Origin of the sequence: Anaerosporobacter mobilis DSM 15930 (genome assembly GCF_900142955.1) — a bacterium.
In the GTDB taxonomy this organism is placed as follows: Bacteria; Bacillota; Clostridia; order Lachnospirales; family Lachnospiraceae; genus Anaerosporobacter; species Anaerosporobacter mobilis.
In genome coordinates, this window is record NZ_FRCP01000011.1 from 155,007 (window position 1) to 175,900 (window position 20,894).

The window sequence follows — 20,894 nt, forward strand, 5'->3', positions numbered from 1 at the left end:
ATGAAAGGAATGGTGAAGAGATGAAGTTATATAATACATTAACGAAGAAAAAAGAAGAGTTCAAACCGATAGAAGAAGGAAAGGTACGTATGTATGTCTGCGGTCCAACTGTTTATAACTATATTCATATTGGGAATGCAAGACCTATGATTATGTTTGATACTGTAAGACGTTACTTTGAATATAAAGGCTACGACGTAAATTATGTATCTAACTTCACAGATGTAGACGATAAGATTATCAAGAAAGCAGTTGAGGAAGGTGTTTCCACAACGGAGATTACTAAGAGATATATCGATGCTGTTAAGGAGGATATGATAAACCTTAATGTTATGCCAGCTACAACGCATCCATTAGCAACCCAGGAAATCCCAGGAATGATTGAGATGATCCAAACATTAATCGAGAAGGGGTATGCTTACGAGAAGAATGGAACTGTGTATTTTAGAACAAGAAGCTTCGAAGGCTATGGTAGATTGTCAAAGAAGAACATTGATGATTTGGAAGCGGGTGCAAGAATCGCAGTTAGTGATGAAAAAGAAGATCCTATGGATTTCGTATTATGGAAACCTAAGAAAGAGGGGGAACCATATTGGGAATCACCATGGAGCCAAGGTAGACCAGGTTGGCATATTGAATGTTCTGTTATGAGTAAGAAATATCTCGGAGAACAAATTGATATACATGCAGGTGGAGAAGACTTAATCTTCCCTCACCATGAGAATGAAATTGCACAAAGTGAAGCTGCGAATGGTAAGAATTTCACAAAATATTGGTTACACAATGGTTTCTTAAATATTGATAACAAGAAGATGTCTAAGTCAGAAGGTAACTTCTTTACAGTAAGAGAAGTTGGTGCAGAATATCCTTATGAAGTACTTCGTTTCTTCATGCTAAATGTTCATTATAGAAGCCCAATTAACTTTAGTAGAGAATTAATGGAATCAGCAAAGAATGCATTAGAGAGAATTAAGAATGCAGTAAGTAACTTAACACATTTATCTGAAAAGGCAGAGACTAGAGAATTAACAGAGGATGAAAAAACATTCTTAGATTCTATTGTTACCTTAAAAGGCAAGTTCGAAGCAGCTATGGATGATGATTTCAATACAGCGGATGCAATTGCAGCAATTTTTGAGATGGTAAAAGCTGCGAATACGAATTTATCAGCAGATTCTGCAAAACAACTACTTGATGATACAAAAAAATATATTGTTGAACTAACGGCTGTATTAGGTGTTGATGTTGATGTGAAGGAAGAATTATTAGATGCAGAGATTGAAAGCTTAATTCAGGATAGACAAGATGCAAGAAAGAATCGTGATTTTGCGAAAGCAGATGAGATTCGTGATTTACTATTAGAAAAAGGTATTATACTGGAAGATACGAGAGAAGGGGTAAGATGGAAGAGAGCGTAAATTCGATGAATGAATCGGCTATTGCTGAGATATCCTTTGCAACATATCTTAGAAGTGCATTTCAATTAGAAGAGGTAGATATTAAGACGTATTCACCATTAACACTTGCATATATAGGGGATTCTATATATGATGTTATTATACGTACCTTGTTAGTGGAAAAGGGAAATGCACCCGTGCAGAAACTTCATAAGAGAGCAAGTTCTCTTGTGAAGGCATCTGCCCAAGTGGCTATGTTCCATGCTATTAAGGACGAGCTTACAGAACAAGAGATGGGCTATTATAAAAGAGGTCGTAATGCGAAATCTTTCACTTCAGCGAAGAATGCCACAATTACAGATTATCGTACGGCCACTGGTATAGAGGCACTGGTAGGATATCTATATCTAACAGATCAGATGCCACGCATTATAGGATTAATGAAATTAGGCCTTTCTTTGATGGAAGAGGTAAAGTAGAGAAATTGCAATAATTATTGTCAATGAATCCTTGTCTAACTATAGAGTAGATGGGTTCATCGCAAAGGTGCCAATAGGCGGATAGGAGTTTTATGAGATACGAAGAATTAACAATAGAAGGTAGAAACCCTGTATTAGAAGCATTTAGAGCAGGTAAGACAGTAGATCGTTTATTTATCTTAGACGGTTGCCAAGATGGTCCAGTTAAGTCGATTCTAAGGGAAGCGAAAAAAGGTGATACAATCATTAATTTCGTTAAGAAAGAACGTTTGGATCAGTTATCTGAAACTGGAAAACACCAAGGGGTTATCGCTTATACAGCGGCATATGATTACGCAACAGTAGAAGATATCTTACAAATAGCAAAAGACAAAGATGAACCACCATTCATTATTGTGCTTGATAACATAGAAGATCCTCATAACCTTGGCGCGATGATTCGTACTGCAAACCAAGCTGGAGCGCATGGGATTATTATTCCTAAGAGAAGAGCAGTTGGACTTACTGCGACTGTAGCAAAGGTTTCTGCAGGAGCTATCAATTATACACCAGTTGCAAAAGTAACAAACCTTGCGGTAACAATTGAGGAACTTAAAAAAGAAGGTTTATGGTTCGTATGTGCAGATATGGACGGCGAAGTTATGTACAAGCTAGATCTGAAAGGACCAATCGGTCTTGTTATAGGTAGCGAAGGAGAAGGCGTTGGTAGATTAGTAAAAGAAAAATGTGATTTCATAGCTAAGATTCCTATGCTTGGTAACATCGATTCTCTTAACGCATCAGTAGCTATGGGTGTACTATCCTATGAAATTGTAAGACAGAGAATGAGTTAAAAACAGTAGCAAATGTAGATACATTACTTTGCCCAATTTGTTATAAATAGAATAATTATAAGTCAAAACTTTGCAGTTCATTTAGGGCATTTTTTAGAAAAAACCTGAATGAAATGCAAAGTTTTTTTATGTGTAGATTATGAAAAATAGGCTCTCTGAAAAGAGTGTCAATTGATAATTAAATATAATATATTCAACGTATTTTCTGATAAAATGTATTAATTATAACCTATAGTTGTGAAAACATCTTAAATGTAAAATAATTAATTGAAATTTATCTAATTTTCTGTTATATTAAAATGGTTATATTACTAAAAATGACAAAATATGCTACTGTAAGCCTAAGACTTCAAGTAGTCAGGGAGGGAATTTTTGGAATCGAAATATGAAATGCTAATTGAGCGAAACTTCTATCAGAATCCATCTATGTATCTTGTTACAAAAATTACTGTTATTGGGGAATATAATAGTAAACGATTAGAAGATTCAATTAAGGAGATGGAGAGAGTTCATCCAATCATATCTTATGTATTGGAAGAAGGGGATGAAGGAAAAGTCTATTTCGCGAAGAAGGAAGATATCAAGATAACTGTAAAGTACTTTGAGAGAAAGAATCAAAACGATTGGCTGAGAATTACAAGAGATGAGGAGTTTATTCCACTTGAATTTGATAAAGAGCCGCCTTTGCGTTTCTTAATCATTCATGGAGAAGAAGAGTTTGACATTGTAATACTTGGACATCATTTGCTTGGGGATGGAAAGTCATTCCAGTATCTAATGCAGGATTTATTAGAAGTATATTGTAACAAAACACAGAATTTACCGATTCAAGAAACAAGATGTATTCGCAAGACAGAGGATATGCCAAGAGAGAGTGCGTTACCGATAGAATTTGTTGAAGCAATACAATCGGTCAATACGGAATGGTCATCAATCCGACGTCAATTTACAAGAGAAGAATATGAAAAGTTATTTAATGATTATCATGAAGTCCATGGTCTAGGTTTGTTAGTAGAATCCTATGATAAGGAAAAATATCCATCACTAATAAGACGATGTAAGGAACATGGAGTTACTGTTAATTCTGCGCTTGTAACTGCCTTTGTAGCTGTTTTATATAAAGTTAAAAAGGAGGAGCAAAAAGCTACGGTTGCAATTGATTTACGTAATCAGATGAAATTTGAAACGAATCGTTGTATTGCAAACTATTCTTCAGCAATTTCACCATTGCTACAATATGATGTAAAGGACACATTTTGGGGAAATGTTAAACATATTCATAAGCTATTGAAGGAAGATTTAAAAAATCCTTCTAAAACTTTTACTATTCTTCAACTATTTAATCAACTAGATGGAAGTATCTTTGATCCATTATATTATGCAGAAAATGGAACTTATCAAGGTGAAATTCTAATGAAAGTTGCCAAACTTCTTGGGTTTGAGAATAGAGAGCAAGGTTTTGATATATCCAATTTAGGAGTTGTTAATAGTAATCCTAATATGGGAGAGTATGTTATTCGGGATTATGTGTTTTTTGCTAATCCAACTACCGTATATGATTTTACAGTAGGAGTTGCAACCCTTAATGAACAATTGAATCTAGCAATTTGCTATAAGAAGAATAGTATTACAGAAGAGACGATACGAGAATATACAAAAGGTGCAATAGAATTGTTATGTTCCTAAGAGTTATTACTGATTGATTGAAAAGAGAGTACTAGGACAATCAGATTAGTAGGAATTTCGTGATTACGAGAAAACTTTGGTAAAAATATGAATAAGAGATACATAAAGGAGGAAAACAATGAAGAAAGGAATTCGTTTTAAAATCTTAGTTTCAATTATTGTATTAACAGCATTTAGTATTTGGGCGTCGATCACTAATCTTGATTATATTCATCAAGTGCATGATGATGCACAACAGGCTTATGAAAAAAGTGGAATAAGTGCTGATTCGTTTACCCACGTACAAGATACATTTGAGGCAGCAGTACAGGCTAATAACATCGGTATTGCAATAATGATTATCTTAGCGATTATAGTAATCGTGATACTTACTAGGAGTGTTATATCACCAACCAAAAGAGCATCAAAAAAACTAAATGAAATTCTAACTGATATGAATAATAATCAAGCAAATCTGAAAGTTAGGATACCAGTGGAGAAAAAAGATGAGGTTGGTGAACTCGTGAATGGAATCAATACATTCATGGAAAGTCTAGATAATATTATGGAAGAAGTTAAACACAATTCCATTCAATTAAATCGTAGTGTAGACAATGTTACAACGAATGTGGCAGATGTCAATGCCAATACCAATGATATATCAGCTTCTATGCAAGAATTAGCAGCAAGTATGGAAGAAGTATCTTCTACAATTACAACCGTAATAGAAAATACAGTTACAGTCGATGATAATATATCCGATATGGCAGAACAAAGCAAATCAGTTATGGGTTATGTTGAGGAAATGAAAAAACGTGCTTATGAAATGAAAGAAGCAGCAGAAGGAAATAAAGTATCAACTAGTGAAATCGTATCCACAATAGGTGCTGATTTACAAATAGCAATAGAGAATGGTAATAAGGTTGAGAATATCAATGAATTAACAGGTGAAATATTAAGCATATCGAATCAAACGAATCTGTTAGCCTTGAATGCATCAATTGAAGCAGCTAGAGCTGGTGAGGCAGGAAAAGGATTTGCGGTTGTTGCAGAGGAGATTAGACAATTAGCAGATAGTAGTAGAAACGCTGCAACAAAGATTCAAGAGATTAGTTTAATGGTAACAGATGCTGTTTCCAAGTTAATGAATTGTGCTAATGATATGATGAATTATATTGATAGTAAAGTTCTACCTGACTACAATGATTTTGTATCGAACGGGATTCAATATGATGAAGATGCCCTATATATTCACGAAGTAATGGGTAACTTCGAGCAAAAGACAAATAAGTTAAATGATACAATGGCTAGTATGGTAGAATCCTTCCATGGAATTTCCAAGGCTATTGAAGAGAGCACAATTGGTGTAACTAGCGTAGCGGACAACACGTCTGATCTAGTTAAGAAAGTTAGCGATATATCAGAAGAAATTACAATGAATAAAGAAATAGCAAATACATTGCGAGTAGAAGCTGAGAAGTTTGCTTAATATAATACATAGAAAGGGAGTTATTATTAGCTCCCCTTCTATATAAACGTGTTATCCTAAGTAAATGAATTATTTTAAAAAGGAACTTAACCATGTAAAATAATTAATATTGACAAGGTTATCTCAATTTGATAAAATAGTTTCGTTAGCGTTTGGTGTGCTAACGAATCTTATATAAGATGCTGCCATGGCTCAGTCGGTAGAGCGTCGCCTTGGTAAGGCGGAGGTCGGCGGTTCAAGTCCGCTTGGCAGCTTAGTGTGAAACCCTTGATGATTCAAGGGTTTTTTGTTGTTTCTGAGGAATGATTAATGGCTTTATAAACGGTTCGATTTAACGATTTGACTAACATTTGACTAACACTTAAATCAAAAAAATAAAAAGATAGCAAACAAAACTATAAAATACTAGGTTTTTCGTTTGAATGCATCTTCTAATACACTAGCTGTTTTTACGTCCATTTGCTCTAATGCATGGGCGTAAATATCCATGGCAAAGGAGAACGGAAGAGTTTGCTAATGGATTTTGCTATAATATTCCTGGACACATAATCGGAAGCTGGTATAAACTAACTAATATGGGGAAAATACTAAAACATATTGTATTGCCGGATTGTGAGAATGTGCATATTTTTGCAATAACAACCGCTGAGAAATAGTTATAGCAAAGACACATAACCTAATTATACAAGTATCTTCTTTATCGCCTTGAACAATAAGATAATCCAAGCAGAATTCCACGTAGACATTGCTCAAAATTTAGACATTTTTTGATTAATGTCTAGTTTTTATACACTGCGCTTTTTTTGATTATATGAAATAAAGAAGAATTTTAGTATGATATTAGCAAGCAGAAAGAAACTAGACAAGATGTAACAGATTACAATTGTTAAGAATGCATACTGCATTTTGGCAGTGAGTCTTGTAATTCTTAGTCTTATGCTATTGTTCTAGTCAAAGATAACACTGGTAATTGTAATATTTTTGTATCATTCTTTTGGTATGTGGAATGATAAAGGTGATGGGATTCCTAAATCAATAGGTGGTACAAAATACAGTGAAATTATAAGGAGGAATGTAATATGGGTAAGAAATTAGTAAAGATAGGTGCAGCTTCTTTGTTAGCAGCTGGAGCAGGAGCAGCAATTATAGCAAAAAACAAAAATAACGAACAAAAGAACGAAGTAAAAGAACAAAAAAAGAAATTAAAAGAAAAGAGAGCTAAAGAGCTTGAAACTTATCGCAACACAGAAAGAGGAAAGAATGGAAAGAATAGCAAAGGAATCTATTATTCCAATGGTAACTATGAAGCATTTGCTCGTCCTGAAAAACCAGCGGGAGTGGATCATAAATCCGCTTACATCGTAGGTAGTGGACTTGGTGCGTTAGCTGCCGCTTGTTTCCTTGTAAGAGATGGACAGATGAAAGGTGAGAATATCCATATCTTAGAAGCAATGGATATTGCTGGTGGTGCATGTGATGGTATTAATGATCCAATGAGAGGTTACGTAATGCGTGGTGGACGTGAGATGGAAAACCATTTTGAATGTCTATGGGATTTGTTCCACAGCATTCCATCACTTGAAAAACCAGGAGCTTCCGTTCTTGATGAGTTTTATTGGTTGAATAAGCATGATCCAAACTATTCTCTTTGCCGTGCAACTAAGAACAGAGGTGAAGATGCACATACCGATGGTAAGTTTAATTTGAGCCAAAAGGGATGCATGGAGATTATGAAATTGTTCTTCACAAAGGACGAAGACCTTTATGATAAGACTATCGAAGATGTGTTTGATGAGGAAGTATTTGATTCTACCTTCTGGTTATATTGGAGAACTATGTTTGCATTCGAAAACTGGCACAGTGCTTTGGAAATGAAGCTATACTTCCAGAGATTTATCCATCACATTGGTGGTCTACCAGATTTCTCTGCTTTAAAATTCACAAAATACAATCAATATGAATCTTTAATTCTTCCAATGCAGAAATATTTAGAGGCAGCAGGGGTAGAGTTCCAATTCAATACAGAAGTTACGAATGTATTGTTTGATTTTGTTGGAGATAAGAAGATTGCAAAATCTATTCAATGTAAAGTAAATGGAGTGGAAGAGGAAATCGTTCTTACAGAAAACGATCTTGTATTTGTAACAAACGGAAGTTGTACAGAGGGAACAATCTATGGCGATCAAGATCACGCACCAGTTGGTAATGCAGAGGTTCGTACTAGTGGTTGTTGGAGTTTATGGAAGAAGATTGCTGCGCAAGATGAAGCATTTGGGCATCCAGAGAAGTTCTGTTCTGATATAGAAAAGACCAATTGGGAATCCGCTACTGTCACAACTTCTAATGACAAAATTATCTCTTATATTCAACAAATCTGTAAGAGAGATCCAAGAAGCGGTAGAGTGGTTACTGGTGGTATCGTAAGCTGTCAGGATTCTAGCTGGCTTCTTAGCTGGACCATCAACAGACAGGGACAGTTCAAAGAACAGGGTAAGGATGAAGTTTGTGTATGGGTATACAGCTTATTTACTGATGTACCTGGTGACTACATTAAGAAACCAATGAAAGAATGTACTGGTAAGGAAATCACAGCAGAATGGTTATACCATATGGGCGTTCCAGTTGATGAGATTGATGATCTTGCTGAAAACCATGCACTCTGTGTTCCAACGATGATGCCATATATTACAGCATTCTTTATGCCAAGAGCTAAAGGCGACAGACCAGATGTCATTCCAGATGGTTGTGTAAACTTTGCGTTCTTAGGTCAATTTGCAGAAACACCAAGAGATACCATCTTTACCACTGAGTATTCTGTTCGTACTGCAATGGAAGCAGTATATGGATTGCTTTCGGTAGACCGAGGAGTACCTGAAGTATGGGGAAGTGTATATGATATCAGAGAATTACTAGACAGTAGTGTGAAGTTGATGGATGGTAAATCTCCACTTGAAATCGAACTTCCTGGACCACTTAACGCATTGAAAAAACCATTGCTTAAGAAACTTAAGGGAACTGTAATTGAGAAGGTTCTTAGAGACCATGATATTATTAGAGATGGAATGATGTAAGAAGTAGTACGACATTTGAAAAAGAAATCATGAAGAAGTTATAAAAACTTTAAAAGAATAGCTGGCATAGTGTGGTATTATAATTATCACACTATACCAGCTATTTTATTTGTATCTTAATTAAGAAATCCAGAATGAAGTATTACATGTATGGGAGATATCTATTTTATAATTATACAAACTTCTCACATAAAAATCTTCCAAATCTCCAAGTGCAAAATTGAGCTTTAGAATGAAAACATTAATAGGAGAGAAACCTTTATTATAATATTAATAGGTTTCTCTTTTACTATAGGCAGAAATTGGGATATAATATAAGTAGTAACGATAGCTATAAAAATATAAAACGAGGTTCTTATATAAATTAGGAGGAAGCATATTGTCTGCAAATTCGCTTGATCTATTCAATATAGTAACAAAACAATGGTTTTCAAAAAAACTAGGTACACCTACAGCAGTACAACAAGAAGCATGGCCGGCTATTGCTCTCGGCAAACATACATTAGTTTCCGCGCCAACTGGTACTGGTAAAACCTTATCTGCTTTTTTAGTGTTTATAGATCAGTTAAAAGAGCAGGCTCGCAAAGGTACGTTAAAACAAGAATTGCAATTGATATATATATCACCACTTAAGTCGCTTGCAGGAGATATTCGTGAAAATCTACGTCGCCCGCTTAATGGTATCTTTGAAGAAGAGAGAAGCTTGAATCCTGGCACTAGAAGTATGCCATATGATATAACGGTTGCAATTCGTACCGGGGATACATCGGCCAGTGATCGACGGAATATGATAAAGACACCACCTCATATTCTAATCACAACGCCAGAATCATTATATTTAATGCTTACAAGCAAATCAGGCCAATCCATTCTCCACACTGCCAAAGCAATCATAATTGATGAATTACATGCAATAATCGATACAAAACGAGGTGCTCATCTGATGCTTTCCTTAGCCAGATTGGACAAGTTATGTAATAAACCATTACAACGGATTGGCCTTTCTGCTACGATTGAACCTTTAAGTAAAGCTGCAGAGTACCTCTCCCCTGATCCAGTGACAATCGTTTCACCGAAGATGCACAAACAGGTCAAACTAATTATTACAAGCCCTATGTTAAATTCCCATGAATACTTACGAAACACCGTATGGGAAGAGGTAGCAAGAACTGTCTATGAGCATTGTACTGGTACCCGTAGTGTTATCGCTTTTGTTGAAGGTCGAGCATATGCAGAGAAGCTTGCTTATTATGTGAACCAAATCGCTGGTGAAGGATTTGCTAGAACGCATCACGGAAGTTTATCAAAAGAACAACGTTTTATAGTAGAGCAGGCATTAAGAGAAGGAAGTTTACGACTTCTATGTGCTACCTCATCCATGGAACTTGGTATTGATGTTGGTGATATTGATCAAGTATTTCAGATTGGTACACCAAGATCCATATCAAGTACCTTGCAAAGGCTAGGACGTGCAGGGCATAATCCAGGCCGAGTTAGCATCATGCATATCTTTCCACGTGAGGCTTCGGAAGGTCTTTATTGTGGATTAACTGCAGAGGTTGTAAGAAACGGTGGAATTGAGTATTCCAAACCTCCAAGACTGTGTCTTGATGTATTAGCACAACACTTAGTTTCGATGGCTACAATTAGTGGTTACGATTTGGATGAAGTAATGGGAATACTATCACGAGCATATCCGTTTTACGAGGTCACAAAACAGGATGTGAAAGATGTATTATGTATGCTTGCGGGAGATTATGAACATGAGCAAGAGATACCGGTAAGACCTAGAATTCTATATGATCGAATTCACGATTATGTAGAAGGTGATACGTATAGTCGCATGTTGGCGGTTTCAGCCGGAGGTACCATTCCTGATAAAGGGATGTATACCTTACGAACCGAAGATGGTGTGAAAGTTGGGGAACTAGATGAGGAGTTTGTATTTGAAGCTCGGATTGGCGATAGATTTTTGCTTGGTACTTTTGCGTGGAGGATAAGCCGGATTCAAAAAGATGCAGTAATTGTAACTGGGTCATCCATAAGTGGTGCTCGTTTACCTTTCTGGAAAGGCGAAGTGAAAGGGCGATGCTTACAGACTGGAATAGCCTTTGGAAGAATATTTCACAAGCTTTTTAGAGCGTATGAGGCTGGAGAATTATATGAAGAATTACAGGGTCTAGGACTTGATGAAGTCGCAACAAAAGGTGCTGAGGAATTTTTGACACGGCAAATAAATGCTACGAAAGTGCTGCCAGATGATAAAACAATATTAATAGAACATTTTTCTGATGAAACAGGTAACCATCAAGTAATGGTACACTCTGTATTTGGTAAACAGGTGAATGCGCCACTTTCGTTATTAACAAGTGTAATTGCGAAAGGCCTTGTTAATACCAATATCAATTTTGTCGATGATGATGATGGCTTTTTATTATTTCCATATGACGGCTGTTCTTTACCAGAAGGACTCTTACAAAGAATTAATCCGGATACGGCAAGGACTATTTTGACAGCATTACTGCCCTCTACTTCATTGTTTAACATTACATTTCGTTATAATGCTGCACGTGCACTTATGATGGGAGTTAAAAATGCAAAGCGTCAGCCACTCTGGGTTCAACGATTACGAAGTTCGCAAATGCTTGATTCGGTAATAAAAGAGGATAAACATCCTCTTATAAGGGAAACAAAAAGGGAGTGTTTAGAGGATCATTGGGATCTAGAGGGAGTGGAGTTTGTTTTAAAGGGAATTCGTTCAGGAACCATTCAGGTACATGAGATGTATATGGATACGCCATCTCCAATGTCGCTGCCATTGCGAAGACAGACAGAAGCCTCTATGATGTATGATTATGCCCCTACTCCTCATAGCATTCACCGAGCAACAGAAGATGCATTACAACAAGTGGAATTAGCACAGGCTGGAACATTAATTACACCTGCTAAAGAACAACTTAAGCAACAGATGGAACGGAAACGTTTACCACAGGATGAAAACCAATTACACTCTCTTCTTATGATAGAAGGAGATATAATAGCTGGTGAAGTTGATGTACCAATTGATTGGTTTGAATCATTGGCGCGGAAGGAACGGGTAAAATATATTGAGCCTGGTTTATGGATTGCAGCGGAACATTCTGATGCGTATCAGGCAGCGTTAGATGATAAAGATGTAACCGTTAGAATGGATATCGTTCGTCGCGTTTTGCGATATCGACAGGCGCAGTCCCTAGAATTAATCGCAGAACGCTACTTATTTACTGACGGGGAGGCATTAGAGGTTTTAGAAGCATTATGTAGGCAAGGCAGTATAGTAGAAAGCAATGGTCTATATTATCATGCAGAATTATATGATAGGGCCAGAAAAGAGACAGTAAAAAGCCTTAGAAGACAGATTAAAACCTTACCTGCAGAACGTTATGCTGCCTTGATAACAAGCCGTATACGTAGTATGACACCAGCAAAAGAGCAACTGGAAAAGGCGATGAAAGTATTATGTGACCAAGCATTTCCACCAGAAGTGTGGGAGGACATTCTTCTACCAGCAAGGGTATCTGGTTATCGACCTGAATTATTGGAAGAATTACTAGCAAGAGGCGATCTTTTTTGGCGGATTACTTCTGATAAGAGAATTAGTTTTCATTTATATAACGATATCAATTGGGATGAGGAGCTTTCAAGTGTAGTAGAAGAATTGGAAGAAAATGAGAAGGTTATTTACGAAGCGTTACTAAAGCGTGGTGCGAGTTTTGCACAGAGGCTTTCGCCTCTATTAAGTGGTGTTTCCCCATATGATATCTTATTGAATCTAGCGGAAAAAGGCTTGGTGTCTGCAGACAGTTTTGTACCAGCAAGGCAATGGATGGCTAGGGAAAAGCAAAAGAAAATTACAGTAAGGCAAAAGGTGACTGCACGTGTTAAGGCAATGTCAGCTGGAAGGTGGGAAGTATTACGGCCTCTAAAAGAACTCTCGGTAGAAGAGCAGTTAGAACGCTTGTTTGACAAAGTTATCATTGTCTGCCGTGAAACAATACAAGGGATTTCATGGAATATGGCATTAGAGACATTACGTGTGTGGGAATATACAGGAAGAGTACGCAGAGGGTATTTTATCGAGGGACTGTCGGGAATTCAATTTATTAGAACGAAAGATTTTGAAGGGGTAATGACAGAGCTTATTCATCCTCTTGATCAGGTGGTTTGGTTATGTGCAGTAGATACCGCACAGCCATGGGGTAAAAGTCTGCCACATATGAAAGATCGATCGTTTCATAATGTGTCTGGAACTACTGTGGCACTTAGGTCGGGTGTACCGATTGCCGTTTTTGAAAGACAAGGTAAAGTGCTTCGTATATTTGATAGCAGCAACTTACAAGAAGTTTTACGTAATTTTAGTCAGGATTTTAAAGCTAATCGTATCTTACCTAAGTCCAAACGGATTACAGTAAAAGAGTATCAGGCAGAGGCTGTTGATGCTTTGATAGATGCTGGATTTTCACGGGAAATGCAAGATTATGTATTGTATAGATAAAATAAAAAATTATTATTCGACATAATCATTTAATACTAGACATTTTGCGATTTCTATATTATGATAAAAAACATAACTCAAAATAAGTACATCGTATAAAGTTGAAAATATGGTTCAACAGTTTCTACCAAACTACCTTAAATAGTTTGACTACGATATGAAAATTAAAAACACATATCTTAAGAGACTCCATTATACGTGTATCCAATTAAGCGTGGAGGCATTGTAATGAAGAATTATTCTAGTATTTATGAACTTGATGGAAGGGTTCCGGTTGCTAAGGCAATTCCATTTGGTTTACAGCACATCCTTGCTATGTTTGTAGCAAACATTACCCCAATTATTATCGTAGCAGCTGCATCTGGTTTATCCAGTTCACAAACTGCAAAGTTAATTCAAGCGGCAATGATTATTGCAGGAATCGGTACAATAATCCAGTTATATCCGGTCTGGAAAGTAGGATCAAGATTGCCAATTGTAATGGGAATCAGTTTTACCTTTGTGTCTATTCTTTGCTTTATAGGTAGTCAATATGGTTATCCTACGGCTATAGGTGCCATTATAGTAGGCGGGATTATTGAGGGCGTTTTAGGATTATTTGCCCGTTACTGGAGAAGAATTATTACTCCTATTGTGGCAGCTAGCGTTGTAACAGCAATTGGTTTTTCTTTATTAAATGTTGGTGCATACTCCTTTGGTGGAGGAAATGGAAGTATAGATTTTGGTTCCCTTTCTAATTTAGCACTTGGTGGTATTACACTTGTATGTTGCTTGGCTTTTACAATACTTGCGAAGGGACAATACAAACAGTTATCGGTTTTATTTGGACTAGTTGTTGGCTATGTGGTTGCAATCATTATGGGGAAAGTTGATTTTCAAGAAGTAGCAGTGTCTAATCTCTTCTCACTCCCAGAAATCTTACCCTTTAAGCCAGAATTCAATATCAGTGCGATTGTTTCAGTTGTATTGATTTATCTAGTTTCAGCAACCGAAACTATTGGTGATACATCAGCACTTGCAGAAGCTGGATTAAATCGAGATGCTACAGAGAAAGAGATATCAGGAGCACTTGCCTGTGATGGTTTCATTAGTTCGTTATCAGGGGTATTCGGATGTATGCCAATTACTTCTTTCAGTCAGAATGTCGGGCTTGTAGCTATGACCAAAGTAGTCAATCGTTTTACCCTCTTAATGGGAGGAATAATTATGATTCTGTCAGGATTATTCCCACCAATAGGAGCAATCTTAGCAACATTACCAGAACCCGTTCTTGGAGGATGTACCTTAATCATGTTTGGAACCATTGTAGTGAGTGGATTACAGATGATTGCAAAATGTGGTTTCAACCAAAGAAACCTATTGATTGTAGCGTTATCATTAAGCATAGGAATTGGATTTACACAAGTACCAGATATATTTCGTGTATTCCCAACAATCATTCGTAATGTGTTTGCAGAAAACTGCGTAGCAGTTGTATTCTTAACTGCAGTTATTTTAAATCTTATTCTACCGAAGAATATGGAAGTGGAGCAACAAGAAAAAGCACAATTAGTGAAGGAGATAGAGTAGATATGCAACTTTTAAAAGATCGCATTAACAAAGATGGTAAGATTAAAGAAGGAAATGTGCTAAAAGTAGATTCGTTCTTAAATCATCAGATTGATATCGAGTTACTTGAAGAGATTGGTAAAGAATTCAAACGACGTTTTGAAGGCGAAGAGATAACGAAGATATTAACAATTGAAGCTTCTGGGATTGCTATCGCTTGTATTGCAGCAAAATACTTTAATGTACCAGTTTTATTTGCTAAGAAATCGAAGACGAAAAATATTGCAGGGGAAGTGTATACCAGCAAAGTGGAGTCATTTACACATGGTAAAGTGTACGATATCATGGTGTCCAAAGAATTCTTATTAAAAGAGGATAAAGTATTAATCCTAGATGACTTCTTAGCAAATGGACAAGCACTATTAGGGCTTTCCAAACTAGTAGAAGATGCTGGCGCTACAGTAGTTGGTGCAGGAATTGTAATAGAAAAAGGTTTCCAAGTAGGTGGAGAATTAATTCGTAAGCAGGGAATTCATCTAGAGTCTCTTGCAATTATAGAGAAGATGAGTGTAGAAGATGGCGTGACATATAGATAGGATATAAACTAGGAATAACAAAGGGTGTACAATATGAGAGTATTGTATGCCCTTTGTTGTATAATCGTGTAACTCCATATAGGTGATATTTGATTGCATTTAATTTGGAGGGATTAACAATATAAGGGAAATTTGAACTTGACAAATGACAAGACAATAATTAATATAGGAATAATGTGTAAAATATAATAAAATATTGCCTATTGTTGTCTGAATATAAAGTATAAAGCTATAACAAGGATAAATATAATCCTAACTTACTCTGATAAAAGGATTTATTATCTCATAGCATTTGCAATCATTAACATTATCATAACAATTGGAGTATTTTCAATTTTTATACAGGACTTAAAATGCGTGCAGAAGGGAGTATTTATGAGAAGTGTTAAAGATACCTTTATATTACATGAAGAAGAGAAAACCCCAATAGTAACAAAATATTTTTCGCTTGTTTATGGAGTGAATAGTATTGCTAATGATGATGTAAAGAGAGAAGTTGTGTTGGGGGATATTTCGTGTGAAAATATGTATATTACAAAGCCTATTTCTGCGTTGGCCTATATAATATTCAAATATACAAATCGGGAAAAGTTTTCGATTATGTATTTTGATGAATCAGATAAATATGCGTATTGTGATATTGGAGAGAATACATTTTTGGATGAAATCAATCTTGAAACTGGTAAAATACAACCGATAGATAATAGCTTATCTGATATAATGGTCAATATTTCAGGTGAAAAACTAAAAACAAGTACAATGGATCAGTACAATATGATATTGGATATTGATGTGCAAAATAAAAAGATAGTATTTTCTGCTAAGTATAATGTAAAAGTTTACGACGAAACGTTTGTGAAACAAATAGGAACACATTGGATAAGTGCAATGAAGAGAATAAATTCCTCTGAACACAAAAAAATATGTGACTTAGATTTGGATTCTGAAGAAGAAAATCGGTTAAATTGGAAACAGATTCGTTGTTCTGAAGATCAGTATAATTATGAATATAATTATTCAATAATTGGGAGGCTTAATGGGGATATACATAAATATTGGGATAGAGTTGCTATAAGTGATTGTAAAGGAAATATGACGTATAAGCAACTGCATATTGCTTCTAATAAAGTTGCCAATTTATTAAAAGAAAATGATGTTAATAGTGGAGATAATGTGGCGATTATTGGTTCACGATGTCGTGAAATGATAATTTCTATATTAGGGATTCTTAAACGGGGAGCTACCTACATACCCATAGATATGGAACTTCCGTTGCTTAGAATTAATTATATCTTGCAGGATGCTAGAATAAAGAAAGTAATAATGCTAGAAGAAATCGAAGTTGAGAACAACTTCCCAATATTAACGTTAGACAATATTGAAAATTATTCAGAGCAGTACATTTACAATGATGTTAGCGATGATCACTGCGCATATATTTTATACACTTCTGGCACGATTGGTAAGCCAAAACGAGATAAGTATAGCTCAATTTGTTCCAGTAACTTTACAGGAATTATTGGCGGATTCGGATAAAATAGATTGCTTAAATATTGTAATTTGTGGAGGGGATAAGTTAGATAATGATTTAAAAAATAAAATTCTACAAAAAGGATATAATCTTTATAATAATTATGGACCTACTGAATTTACTGTTGATGCAATAGCATGTAAATGTGAATTAAGCCATAATGATCTGGGATATCCAATTGCTAATACAGAAGCCTATATTATGACTGAGAAAGATAAATTGCAGGTATTAGGCGCCCAAGGAGAATTATGTTTAGCAGGGGCAGGAATATCTATCGGCTATTATAATAAAAGAGATTTGACAGAAGAAAAATTTGTTTGGAATAAGGTCTTGAATAAAAGACTTTATAAAACTGGAGATTTGGCAATTATAATGCCAAATGGCATCGTAAAGTTTATAGGAAGAAAAGATGATCAGGTTAAGATAAATGGGCTTCGTATCGAATTAGAAGAAATAGAACATTACATAAATCAATTTCAGGGAATTAATGAAGCTGTTGTTGTCGTAATAGATAATACTTATGGTGGAAAAGCACTCTGTGCGTATTATCGCGCTGATGCTACTGTTTTATATGATAAGTTAAGGGCGTATTTAATCAATTATTTACCTCAATATATGATACCTAGTCATTTGATAAAGATTTCAAAATGGCCTACGACACCTAATGGGAAAATTGATAAAAAGGCACTTTGTATGTGGAATAATAATGATGAAAAGAAGAAGTATGTTGCACCTCGAACTAAAGTTGAGAAAGAAATTTCACATATATGGAAAAAGATACTAGGAAAAAGTCAAATTAGTATATGCGAAGAATTTATAAATGCTGGCGGGGATTCATTGAAGGCAACAATTTTTTCTACTCTTATGCTTGAAAGATTCAAAACCCAAGTACCACTTAACAAAATGTTAACCTACACAATCAAAGAGATAGCAGAGTTAGTAAATGAAAATAATATAGAAAAAACTATAGTAAACGATGAAAATCTAATTCTTTTAAAAGAGGGTACAGATTCTGAGAAAAATCTTTTTTTGATTCATCCGGGTAATGGAGAAGCTGAAGTATTTGTTGATTTATGTGATAACTTAGACGTAGACTATACTATGTGGGGAATAAGAGCGGATCGATTGAATAAGTATTCTCCTAAAAATAGTAAGCTAGAAGAAATTGCATCTAAATATATTAATAAAATTGAAACAATACAACAAGGTGGTAAATATAATGTTATTGGGTGGTGTATCGGAGGAAGTATAGCTTTTGAAATAGCGTTACAACTAGAGAAAAAAGGAAAAGAACTCGGCTTTTTTGGAATGATTAATAGTTTTGCACCAGATCGAAAATTCTGGGGGGAAATCCATGAGTTTACTGTAAGTACGGAAGAAAAGATGATTAGCGAGTTGCCAGAATATAAGACATTTACGGATAGATATGCTGGATTAAAAGATATACAAGATATCTGGAGCAATCTCATAGGTTATTATGATGAAATAGACTTATCTGTTGAAGTATTAAAGCAATTTGTATATGACGATATGGATAGAGCGATTCCTAATTATAATGCTGCAGATATAAATGTTAATGAAATAATATATTATATTAATGTTCTAAGAATGTTTGATAATATTAGAGCGTTATATGTCCCAGAGAGAAAATTAAAAGCAAAATGCCATTTTTTTGCTGCAACTGATGAAACTGCTGCTAATATTGAATTATGGAATGAATACTGTCATAAGCCGTTAAATATATACAATATTAAAGGTGATAATTTTTCAATATTAAGATACCCAAATGTGAAAGCGTTTTCTGATCTATTAAATAAACTATTGAGGTAATATTAATATGTAACGTTAGGATAGCGAAAGGAAAAGGTATAGATATGAAAAGTAAGCATGCAGATATGTTATTGATCTTGATTACGGCTATATGGGGATTGTCTTTCCCACTCATTCGAAACTCTTTGCCATATATTTCAGAAATTACATATTTGTTTTATAGATTTATGTTAGCCAGTATAATATTAGTATTGATTTTTTGGAAAAAATATAAATTAATTAATTCTTCTGTATTGATAAAAGGGACAATATTAGGTATTTCATTATTTGGAGCCTTAAGTTTTACAGTATTTGCATTACAATACACCACTGCTTCCAATGTTGCTTTTATTACAGGTCTAAATATTGTTATTGTACCGTTTTTTTATAATTTAATTTTAAAGAAAAAAATTGATTTAATAAAAAAAATTAGTATTATTATTGCAGTAATCGGTCTTGTTTTTATATCAGGAGGCTTACAACTACAATTTAATCAAGGTGATTTATTAGCATTTTTATGCGCATTATGCATTTCTGCCCAAATTATATTGACGGATATTTTTGCTAGATCTGAGGATTCAATTATATTAGGGTGTTTACAAGTTAATGTCGCTACCGTTATTTATTTCATTACTTGTTTTATTAGCGGTGTTGGATTTTCCTTTGATGTTAAAGAAATAGTAGTAATTACCATTGTATTTACGGGAATCGCGGGAACTGCCTTGGCATTCGTAGGACAAACTTATGTACAAAAATATACATCGCCAGCTCATGTGGCAATTATTTTTATATTAGAACCCGTATTTGGAGCTGTGTTTGCTTTAATAATACCTAATTTAGATGGTACAATCGAAATGATTTCCCCTATCAAGGGAATTGGTTGTGCATTATTGATTTTGGCGATGATTCTTACTGAAACTTTTGGACGGAAAAAAATTAGTAAAGTTAGTGAATGTGATTAATAGTAGGAGAAGATAGTTGTATTGAGATATTAAAGACAAATGCATAGAGGATAGTGAGTTCAAGAAAGACCTACATACTGATACAAGATATATCAGTATGCAGGTCTTTCTAATATATACTGTGTTAATATATCTTAATTTCTGATAGTAATAAAATAGTTACCAATTATAGTTAAATACTTCTTGACAAAGTAGCAAAAAGATACTAACATATCGATGTAGATAGTAGCTAAATAATACTAACATGAAATGGAAGGTGATAGGGATGCCAGAAAAGTTTACGAAGCTAGATAAGGAGTTTTTGGATAATTATGATAGTAGTACTTATGACAAACCGTCTATAACGGTAGATTTGCTTGTATTTACCATTGAGGAGGAAGAATTAAAGATAGTCATGATTAGACGTAAGAATTCACCATATAGAGGCATGTTATCATTACCTGGTGCCTTTGTAGGAATGGAGGAGACGTTAGATGAGGCAGCTAGTAGGGGAATTAGAGAAAAGACAGGACTTAAAGATATCTACTTTGAGCAACTCTATACATGGGGCGAGGTAAATCGTGATCCTAGAATGAGAATAATATCGGTATCGTATATGGCACTAGTATCCATAGAGGAATTATACCGGGTAGCAGGTTCGAGTGAGATTAGTAGCCATTTGTACTGTGTTGATACGCTACTTCAAAGTAAAGAAAATATTGCATTTGATCATATGGAAATGATTGCTTACGGCAGAGAGCGTATCAAAAACAAAGTGGAATACACGCAACTCGCTTTTGAGTTTCTTCCAGAAAAATTCACGTTACCACAGTTGCAAAAGATAAATGAAATATTGTTAGGTAAAGAATTGTACAAAGCGAATTTTCGTAAAAAGATAAAAGATATGGTAGTAGAAACCAAAGAGTTTACATCGGGTGGGGCACACAGACCAAGTAAATTGTACGTAAGGAAGAATAATAATGATAATATTGAGAATTAAT

The 20,894-nt window shown here is 35.0% G+C and carries 13 protein-coding genes, 1 tRNA gene and 1 riboswitch; all 14 genes read left to right on the plus strand.

Going from position 1 to position 20,894, the window contains the following annotated elements; translation table 11 throughout:
* The first annotated feature begins 20 nt into the window (after positions 1 to 20).
* The 14 genes from cysS to BUB90_RS11340 all read left to right on the plus strand — a co-directional run bounded on the left by cysS (position 21) and on the right by BUB90_RS11340 (position 20,893).
* Complete coding sequence (gene cysS / locus BUB90_RS11275) at positions 21 to 1,418, plus strand: cysteine--tRNA ligase (RefSeq protein WP_073287724.1); 1,398 nt, start codon at positions 21 to 23, stop codon at positions 1,416 to 1,418.
* On the plus strand, positions 1,403 to 1,876 hold the full coding sequence (locus BUB90_RS11280; protein WP_073287726.1) for a Mini-ribonuclease 3: 474 nt from the start codon (positions 1,403 to 1,405) through the stop codon (positions 1,874 to 1,876). Before cysS ends, BUB90_RS11280 begins: the two co-directional genes overlap by 16 nt.
* Before the next feature lie 92 nt (positions 1,877 to 1,968).
* A complete protein-coding gene (gene rlmB / locus BUB90_RS11285) occupies positions 1,969 to 2,709 on the plus strand; it encodes a 23S rRNA (guanosine(2251)-2'-O)-methyltransferase RlmB (RefSeq protein WP_073287728.1) in 741 nt (246 codons plus the stop codon).
* Between the two features lie 372 nt (positions 2,710 to 3,081).
* Entirely contained in the window at positions 3,082 to 4,395 is a 1,314-nt protein-coding gene (locus BUB90_RS11290; protein WP_073287730.1) for a condensation domain-containing protein, read from the plus strand.
* Positions 4,396 to 4,513: 118 nt separating this feature from the next.
* Positions 4,514 to 5,863, plus strand: coding sequence for a methyl-accepting chemotaxis protein (locus tag BUB90_RS11295; protein ID WP_073287732.1), 1,350 nt, complete (start codon positions 4,514 to 4,516; stop codon positions 5,861 to 5,863).
* Positions 5,864 to 6,044: 181 nt separating this feature from the next.
* Positions 6,045 to 6,117 (plus strand) — tRNA-Thr (locus BUB90_RS11300).
* An 825-nt stretch (positions 6,118 to 6,942) separates the two neighbouring features.
* The gene (locus BUB90_RS11305) at positions 6,943 to 8,934 is read left to right on the plus strand and encodes an oleate hydratase (protein WP_073287733.1); all 1,992 of its coding nucleotides are present in this window, start codon (positions 6,943 to 6,945) and stop codon (positions 8,932 to 8,934) included.
* 379 nt (positions 8,935 to 9,313) lie between these two features.
* Positions 9,314 to 13,468 carry a DEAD/DEAH box helicase gene (locus BUB90_RS11310; protein WP_073287735.1) on the plus strand — a complete coding sequence of 1,385 codons (4,155 nt, stop codon included), beginning with the start codon at positions 9,314 to 9,316 and terminating at the stop codon, positions 13,466 to 13,468.
* Between the two features lie 71 nt (positions 13,469 to 13,539).
* Positions 13,540 to 13,641, plus strand: a riboswitch (purine riboswitch).
* Between the two features lie 55 nt (positions 13,642 to 13,696).
* Complete coding sequence (locus tag BUB90_RS11315; protein ID WP_073287737.1) at positions 13,697 to 15,037, plus strand: uracil-xanthine permease family protein; 1,341 nt, start codon at positions 13,697 to 13,699, stop codon at positions 15,035 to 15,037.
* A 2-nt stretch (positions 15,038 to 15,039) separates the two neighbouring features.
* On the plus strand, positions 15,040 to 15,612 hold the full coding sequence (locus BUB90_RS11320; protein ID WP_073287739.1) for a xanthine phosphoribosyltransferase: 573 nt from the start codon (positions 15,040 to 15,042) through the stop codon (positions 15,610 to 15,612).
* Positions 15,613 to 15,987: 375 nt separating this feature from the next.
* Positions 15,988 to 17,148: an AMP-binding protein gene (locus BUB90_RS23965; protein ID WP_073287741.1), complete on the plus strand. Its 1,161-nt coding sequence runs from the start codon at positions 15,988 to 15,990 to the stop codon at positions 17,146 to 17,148.
* Positions 17,033 to 18,973: a non-ribosomal peptide synthetase gene (locus tag BUB90_RS11330; RefSeq protein WP_073287743.1), complete on the plus strand. Its 1,941-nt coding sequence runs from the start codon at positions 17,033 to 17,035 to the stop codon at positions 18,971 to 18,973. The genes BUB90_RS23965 and BUB90_RS11330 overlap by 116 nt, the downstream gene beginning before the upstream one ends.
* A 44-nt stretch (positions 18,974 to 19,017) precedes the next feature.
* Entirely contained in the window at positions 19,018 to 19,914 is an 897-nt protein-coding gene (locus BUB90_RS11335) for a DMT family transporter (RefSeq protein WP_073287745.1), read from the plus strand.
* Between the two features lie 265 nt (positions 19,915 to 20,179).
* Positions 20,180 to 20,893, plus strand: coding sequence for an NUDIX domain-containing protein (locus BUB90_RS11340; RefSeq protein ID WP_073287747.1), 714 nt, complete (start codon positions 20,180 to 20,182; stop codon positions 20,891 to 20,893).
* Position 20,894: the final 1 nt, after the last annotated feature.